The organism is Oscillatoria salina IIICB1, assembly GCF_020144665.1.
GTDB lineage: Bacteria > Cyanobacteriota > Cyanobacteriia > Cyanobacteriales > SIO1D9 > IIICB1.
On the sequence record NZ_JAAHBQ010000122.1, the window covers coordinates 1 to 7,741 of the forward strand.

Genomic DNA, 7,741 nt, shown 5'->3' on the forward strand with positions numbered 1-7,741 from the left:
TACAAGCCAGGGCGAACGCATCATGTCAATAATTCAAGGATATTCTCAACAATCTTGCGAATAAAAGCAATAAGCCAAGAAATCCTGTATCGTAGTGATAGGAAAAAATATATTTTTTGAGAGTATGCGTTTGCCCTGCTCTACAAGCTCCAATAATTGACGTTTGGCGGTATTCGATCGGGATCGAGAGCTGATTTTACATCCATTAGGACTCCATTGGGGCGCAGACAAGCAAGCAATTGTTCGCAAGGCACGTCTAGGTAGGCTTTATGAGTAACGGCAAGGACGACTCCGTCTAGATTAGACAAATCTGACCAATCTGCAAGCTGGATGCCATATTTTAGCTGTGCCTCTCGGGCATCAGCTAAACAGTCGTGGACTAGGGTTTCAATACCAAATTGCTGCAATGTAGTCACTATATCTGGCACACGGCTGTTACGCAGGTCAGGTACATTTTCTTTGAAGGTTAGCCCTAAAATTCCTACCCGTGCGCCCTTGATGGGTAAATGACAATGAATTAAGAGCTTAACCAAACGTTGCCCCAAGTATGTACCCATACTGTCATTGATTCGCCGACCAGCTAAGATGAGCTGTGGGTGATACCCTACTTCTTCGGCTTTGGTGATTAAGAAATAGGGATCGACACCGATACAGTGTCCACCAACAAGTCCGGGTGTGAAAGGCAAAAAGTTCCATTTGGTTTTGGCTGCAGCCAGAACATCGCGGGTGCTGATTTCTAAGCGATCGCAAATTAACGCTAACTCATTCATCAGAGCAATATTCAAATCGCGCTGGGTATTTTCGATGACTTTAGCAGCCTCTGCCACCTTAATGGAAGGCGCTCGATAAACACCAGCATCGATGATGGTTTCGTAAACTCTCGCTACACGTTCTAGGGTTTCGGCATCTTCCCCAGCTACTACTTTAACAATCTTTTCGAGAGTATGATTCTGATCGCCGGGATTAATTCGTTCTGGTGAATAACTTAGTTTAAAGTCAATACCCTGCTGTAAGCCAGATACCTTTGCCAGAACTGGCCCACAAATCTTTTCGGTGACACCTGGAGTGACTGTGGATTCATACACCACCACCGCACCTGGTTGTAACACTTTGCCAATTGTCTTAGAGGCTTTAACCAGAGGAGTCAGATTAAGTTTATGGTTGCGATCGATGGGAGTTGGGACGGCAACGATAAAGAAGTTGGCTTTTGATAGATGGTCGGGGTTTGAGGTGATCTTGAGACTAGAGAGTGTCAGGTTATTGGGGGAGACTTGGCCAGTCTGGTCGATACCTTGTCTTAAAACTTTGACTTTCTCTATGTTGGTATCAAACCCAACAGTGTCCGGAAATTTTTTGGCTAAGGCTACGGCTAGAGGAAGGCCGACATAGCCAAGACCAATCACCGCAATGCGATCTCTTATGGTGTAAAGACTTTGCAACTTGTTGATGTGTTTTTGCTACTATTTGATATAATCATAGCTTAAATATCTTGCTTGGATTTACCTCAACTATCTTTAGATTCATATCATTACTTCACAGTACTTGGTATAGAAATGATCATTTCATACACTCACAAATTTATCTTTCTAAAAACACGAAAAACTGGCAGTTCCAGCATTCAAATGGCGCTTTCTTTAAAGTGTGGAGATAATGATGTCATTGTTGGGGATGAAAACATCAATGGCTCGAACGTAGATAGAAACATTGATAAAGCCTTTTCGCGGAATGCTCATGTCAACCTGATGCAAATGAAAATAGCCATTCCTGATGAGATATGGAACTCCTTCTTCAAATTCGCTTTTGTCCGCAATCCGTGGGATTTAGTTGTCTCTCGTTATTACTGGGAAAAGAAGGGAATCGGCTGTTCGGCTGCCGATTTCCACGACTGGTTACCCCGATATGTCAATAGCGACTATGCAGAACCGGAACGTAATGCCCAAGGCAACATCGTCAAAAGGATTTGGGAAATCGGAGGTGGATACATTAACGATTTGCAGACTCCATTTGTTTTCGATCAAGAAACAATCGGAATTCAGTTCGTTGGCCGGTACGAAAGGCTTTCTACAGATTTTGACGCTGTATGCAGAACCTTGGGAATTCACACACCACCTCTGCCTCATTTAAAGTCGGGTTTTCGTCAAGTCAAAAGAAATCATGAGTTATATGATGACCTGTCGAGACAGCTTGTGGAGCATGCCTTCGCACCAGACATAGACCATTTTGGTTATGTTTTCTGATCGGCTGAGTTATTGCCACAGATTTTGGAATCGAAGATAAAGTCAATAGACCTCCCCAGAAACTCAAGTTCAGGCACGCTAGATCAAGGTTTTCCCCTAATTACCGAAAAGGTCCGATCAACTAAAAAGTAGCTACAAATGAATAACAATAATCAGAAAGCCTGCATCATCCTGATTGGATGCGGTCCCCATGCCAAAAGAATATATCTGCCGGCTCTACAGAAATTAGGAGATCGCCTAGATCTGGCTCTTGTCATTGATTTGAAAGAGAAGGAATCAGATGTTCGTGCTGCCGTCGCTAGTAAGTGGAATCTGAAGCCGGAGATGTGGTTTATAGACAAATTTATAGAAACCATGCCAGAAGAATTGGATCGTAAACTTTCATTCTTCGTCGCTGAAAGAAAGGTTACTGGGGCGATCGTAGCTACTGAACCCCTTGTACATCGAACTTATGCAGAGTGGGCATTATCCAACGAATTGAGCATCCTGATTGACAAGCCCATTTCTGCCCGGGCTGATTCCACCACTAAGCTGTCCAATGCCGATGGCATCCTTGATGATTATATACTGTTGCTTGCTCGATACCAAATACTTCAAAGAAAAAAAGAGACTATCTTTACCGTCAACTCCCAGCGTCGTTTTCATCCGGGCTTCCAGTTTGTCAAGGAACAGCTTAGGGAAATTGCAGAGAGAACAAACTGTCCCGTGACCTTCATCCAGTCCTACCATTGTGATGGACAATGGCGTTTTCCCAGCGAGATAGTGACCCAAGAATACCATCCTTACTGCTTTGGATATGGCAAAGCATCCCATAGTGGGTATCATATATTCGATACCTTATACCAGTTATATGCCGCGACAGGCATTGAGAAAAAGGCTGCTGACTCAATGGAGATTGTTAGCTCGTTCGTACAACCGAACGGATTTATCAAACAGTTAGCCGATGCTGACTATTACTCCTTGTTTGGGGAACGCTACAATGCCGTCAAGAAATGGACAGACGAAGAGCTTCAGGAGATCTACCATGGTTATGGAGAGATCGATCTTTCAGCGCTTGTAACCCTAAAAAAGCATGAAGAAGCGATCGCCAACTTCAGTATCAATCTTGTTCATAACGGCTTTGCCTGTCGAACCTGGCTCCAGCCCGGTGAGGATCTTTACAAGGGTAACGGACGGGTCAAGCATGAGAATCACAACATTCAGCAGGGTCCATTTCAAAATATTCAGATTCATTCCTATCAGGCTACCGACAAGCATGATAATATCGATGGTCTCGAAGATCATCTGGGGGGGAAGAATCACTTCGACATCTATGTATTTAGAAATCCATTGTTATCGGACTCTCAAGATTGTCTGAGAACCTACAGGCTCCATGAAATCGTATTTGGTGATGTGATGCCAAACAAGTCCACGCTTGTGATGGAGCGGGTAAAACATAAGGTAGTGGAAGAGTTCGTAGATTATCTGATCGGAAAAAAGGACAAATCAGAAATACGCTCGCAGATTGAAGATCACCTGATTCCAGTGCAGCTTATGAGTAGTGTCTACCGCTCCCATATCCTACGCTGTCAAAACTTGCCCTGCGTAGTCAAGTCTCATTTTGGCCATTCTGAAAGTTATGTCTCATGAAAACAATACTTCTGCATTCAGAAATACCAGGGGCGCAAAAGTTTCAGGAAGTCTTAGAAGCGGAAACAGTTGGCTTTCGCGTTGCCCTCTCTATAGATGAAGTCGCCCCTGAGGACGTCGAAATTGCCATAATCTGGTTGACTGTGCCAGACTATCTGCAAAGATTGCCCAATTTGAAACTGATTCTGGTCTGCGGTAGTGGTGTGGATAGTATTATTCATGCCACGACGCTTCCTCGCCATATTTCCCTTGTCAGATTAGTGGACCCATTCCTGCGAGACCGCGTTTCGGATTATGTCATTAAGTCCATTCAAAACCATATTCTCTCTAGGAAGGACTATTTTGAGTTAGAAGATACATCCGATTTGACAATTGATAATATTTCTTTTCCCAAACTGACAGTAGGGATTATGGGTTTAGGGCTGGTCGGGGAAGCCACAGCAAAAAAGCTTTTGGCTTTGGGCTTTAATGTCTGCGGGTGGGTGAGAACATCGCGCCCTCGTGCTTTACCGCAAGTCTATGTGGGAAAAGCGGAATTAGGTGATTTCGCTCGCAAAAGCCAAATTCTCGTTTGCCTATTGCCCCTCACGAATCAGACCCAAGGAATTCTCAACTGCCACTTATTTGACCAACTCCCAGATAGTTCTTTTCTGATCAATGTAGGTAGGGGAGATCATTTGAACGAGGCAGATCTCCTGTCCGCTCTAGACTCTGGTAAACTCTCCGGAGCTTGTTTGGATGTTTTTAAAGTAGAGCCATTGCCAGCCGATCACCTATTCCAATCTCATCCAAAAATAACAGTGACACCTCATATAGCTGGAGGACTGGTGCCCGAACAACAGGCCACTTATGCCGCGAGGGTCATTGCTTGCCATTACCGGGGCGAAATTCCCCCAGGAGTTGTCGATTTCCATGCCAGTTATTGAACCCAAGTATAGAATGAGTAGAACGCCCAGAATTCTCATCCATTGTCAATATGTCTATGGCATTGGCCATTATGTCCGCTCCGTTGAGTTAGCTCGGGGATTAAGAGAACGATTTGATGTCTTTTTGCTCAACGGTGGCGAAAGCGTCCCAAACTACGATCTTCCCCCAGAGGTTACCTGTTTCCAACTGCCAGCCATTTACAAGGACGAACAAGCTGGCAATCTTATCCCGGTCGATCCATCCCTGAGCATAGACGATTGCTTTAAAGCTCGCGCATCAGCGATCGAACAGTTAATTGGCCAGCTTGAACCAGATATTCTCATCAGCGAACATTTTCCTTTCGGACTGCTTTTCGAGGCCGAAGTGATGCAATTAATCGCTCTAGTCAAGAACTGTAACCCGAAGGCTAAAATAGTCAGCAGCGTCCGGGATGTTATTGAGTCAGAGAAAGGAGGACAGCAAGATGCCTATATTTGTTCTCTGCTCAATCAATGGTATGACCTGGTTCTAGTCCACGGTGATAAACAGATAATACCTTTTTCCTCCAGTTTTCCCTTGGCGGAGAAGATCGAAATTCCGGTTCATTACACTGGTTATATAGTGCAGGCTGTTACTCCCCCGATTCCCAAAGCCGATCCTCCGCTCCTTATGGTTTCGGTAGGTGGTGGGCGCTTGGGAGACGAGCTTCTTTATGCCGTCCTAGATGCTCATGAGACTGTCGCCAGCCAGTGGCGGCACCACTTGGTTCTATTTACTGGTGCCTTTCAAAAAGATATCCAGAAATTACGCAGTCGCGTTGAAAAATATGCCCACTCCCATGTGACGATCCATGAGTTCGATCGCGATCGCTACCGTCAGATGCTTGCTGCTGCCTCGGCCGTCATCTGCTTAGGAGGATACAACTCCCTCTTAGAGGCAGTTTCTGCCCGCTTACCCACTCTGGTTTATCAACGAAAGTTCCACGGACAAAACAAAGAACAGGCATTGCGTTCTAGGTTCTTCGAGCGCTCTGGTCTCGTCAAGATCCTGAGTCCTGACGATCTCAGCGTTGACCAAATGGCTGCCCGGATCTTGGAGCTTGCGGAAACCCGAGAAAGTCCGAATAACTACATCAGGATTGATGGTGCTGTGACAGCTCGAAAACTCTTGGAAAGACTATTAAAAGAATCGTAACAAATGGAGGTTCGCCGATGAATAATGCACTCGTAGACAAGAAATGGGATTATTCCAAGCAAGCCAGATTCTATAGCTATCGTCCCAGTTACTCTGCCCGAGCCATTGATGCCCTTATCGCCTATGTGGGTGCGAAAGGCGACCATCAGGTTGTTGATATTGGTGCCGGTACGGGAAATCTTAGCATCATGCTACTGGAACGAGGTCTGCGAATCGTCTCTATCGAGCCCAATGATGCGATGCGCGAGATTGGCATTAAGCGCTCTGGCCAGTCGGATTGCATTCGCTGGATACGCGCCACCGGGGCGCAGACAACTCTGGCAGATCGGTCTTCAGACTGGGTAACCTTTGGCAGCAGCTTGAGTGCTATGGACAGCTATTTGACCATGAAGGAGACCTATCGTATTTTGAAGGACGATGGTTTTTTCACCTGTATAGGGAATCGTATCGACTTTAACGATCCCATTCAAAAAGTCGCCGAAGCTGTCATTGTCTCTCTGGTTCCCGATTATGACAGTGGCGCTCGTCGCGATTGGGGGCAAACTATTGAGGCATCCAATTTGTTCCGGGATGTGTTTCACTTTGAGGCCAATTTTTCCTACGAGCAGACTATTGACCGTTATGTGAAGGCATGGCGCTCGGTACGCAACCGTTATTGGGATCTGGCAACACCGGAAGGACAAGCACTTTTTGAGCAGATTGCCGATCGCCTGCGTAGTGAAATGCCCGAAACCTTCACCATGCACTACACCACCCGAGCCTGGACAGCTCAAAGCTGATGTAGAGAAATATTAAATCATTATTAAATATACCTACCACATGGAAGAGCTTAAGTTGGTATTATTCCTAATTTACGGATTAACTGGGATATTATGTTAATTATTAATCTTCACAATGTAGTAGTGGAGCCTCTCAATATATACGATCGCAACGCTGCACCCCGAATCGACATCCACCAGTTCAGCTTGGCAATCGATTGGTTATCGAAGAATTTTGAGTTAATTTCGCTTGATGAGCTACTGTGGCAATTAAACAAAAAGTCCGTCAACAATCGGGCAGCAACGTTGACATTCGACGATGGTTATTGTGGAGTATTGCGCTATGCCTTCCCTATCCTTCAGGAGCGTGGGGTTAATGCTTCGGTTATGGTGGTCACCCAAGCCCTGGAGTCGGCTTCAAAACTCTTTCATTTCGAGGAACTCGAAATGGCTTTTCGCATGACAAAGGCTAGTAAATTAAACCTCCCCGAGCGACCCGCACAACCTATTGAAACGGTTGCAGACCGCATGCGCTGCCTGAAGGCGCTCAAGCAGGAGCTAAAACTCCAACCTGAAGCCGAAAGAAGGCAGAATCACGATCTACTGCTGCAAAATCTTGGAGTAACTCGCGAGCAAATTACAGAGGAATCAAAAAAATTTCCGGTATTTGAAAAATTAAATGGCGATCAATTGAAATTTCTCGCGCGATCGGGGTGGACAATCGGCTCCCATACCCGTACTCACAGGACTCTGAGTTGTCTCAACGATCGAGAAGCGATGCAAGAAATCTCAGATTCTCGCGACGAGATCCAAGCACATCTTGGCTTGACCGCTATGCCCTTTGCCTATCCCTATGGTGGTCCGCAGCATATCGGAAGCCGGGTCTATGACTTAGTCGCCAAAAGCGGTTATTCCTGTGCATTAACAACAACCCGAGGTAGGAATACACCGGATTCAAACATATTTCGCTTACGGCGGATCGATATAGAAGATTTATTAAGGAACCAGCCTGAAATT

General features: G+C 45.5%; 7 protein-coding genes. 6 read left to right on the forward strand and 1 reads right to left on the reverse strand.

Translation table 11 applies throughout. The features are described 5' to 3' along the window. Window positions 1-140: 140 nt before the first annotated feature. Entirely contained in the window at window positions 141-1,439 is a 1,299-nt protein-coding gene (locus G3T18_RS23945) for a nucleotide sugar dehydrogenase (RefSeq protein ID WP_224413110.1), read from the reverse strand. 114 nt (window positions 1,440-1,553) lie between these two features. Here G3T18_RS23945 and G3T18_RS23950 point away from each other — a divergent pair, with 114 nt between their 5' ends. The 6 genes from G3T18_RS23950 to G3T18_RS23975 all read left to right on the forward strand — a co-directional run. Then, complete coding sequence (locus tag G3T18_RS23950) at window positions 1,554-2,237, forward strand: sulfotransferase family 2 domain-containing protein (RefSeq protein ID WP_224413111.1); 684 nt, start codon at window positions 1,554-1,556, stop codon at window positions 2,235-2,237. Between the two features lie 138 nt (window positions 2,238-2,375). Beyond that, on the forward strand, window positions 2,376-3,866 hold the full coding sequence (locus tag G3T18_RS23955) for a Gfo/Idh/MocA family oxidoreductase (RefSeq protein WP_224413112.1): 1,491 nt from the start codon (window positions 2,376-2,378) through the stop codon (window positions 3,864-3,866). Then, on the forward strand, window positions 3,863-4,792 hold the full coding sequence (locus G3T18_RS23960) for an NAD(P)-dependent oxidoreductase (RefSeq protein ID WP_224413113.1): 930 nt from the start codon (window positions 3,863-3,865) through the stop codon (window positions 4,790-4,792). Before G3T18_RS23955 ends, G3T18_RS23960 begins: the two co-directional genes overlap by 4 nt. Beyond that, window positions 4,731-5,966: a glycosyltransferase family protein gene (locus G3T18_RS23965; protein WP_224413114.1), complete on the forward strand. Its 1,236-nt coding sequence runs from the start codon at window positions 4,731-4,733 to the stop codon at window positions 5,964-5,966. The genes G3T18_RS23960 and G3T18_RS23965 overlap by 62 nt, the downstream gene beginning before the upstream one ends. Before the next feature lie 17 nt (window positions 5,967-5,983). Next, complete coding sequence (locus G3T18_RS23970) at window positions 5,984-6,745, forward strand: class I SAM-dependent methyltransferase (RefSeq protein WP_224413115.1); 762 nt, start codon at window positions 5,984-5,986, stop codon at window positions 6,743-6,745. 93 nt (window positions 6,746-6,838) lie between these two features. Continuing rightward, window positions 6,839-7,741: polysaccharide deacetylase family protein (locus G3T18_RS23975; RefSeq protein WP_224413116.1), on the forward strand; the 903-nt coding region annotated here is incomplete at its 3' end.

Excerpts from the sequence above, each read along its gene's own strand:
- G3T18_RS23950 (WP_224413111.1), top strand. The coding sequence starts at position 1,554 with ATGATCATTTCATACACTCACAAATTTATCTTTCTAAAAACACGAAAA.
- G3T18_RS23955 (WP_224413112.1), top strand. The coding sequence starts at position 2,376 with ATGAATAACAATAATCAGAAAGCCTGCATCATCCTGATTGGATGCGGT.
- G3T18_RS23960 (WP_224413113.1), top strand. The coding sequence starts at position 3,863 with ATGAAAACAATACTTCTGCATTCAGAAATACCAGGGGCGCAAAAGTTT.
- G3T18_RS23970 (WP_224413115.1), top strand. The coding sequence starts at position 5,984 with ATGAATAATGCACTCGTAGACAAGAAATGGGATTATTCCAAGCAAGCC.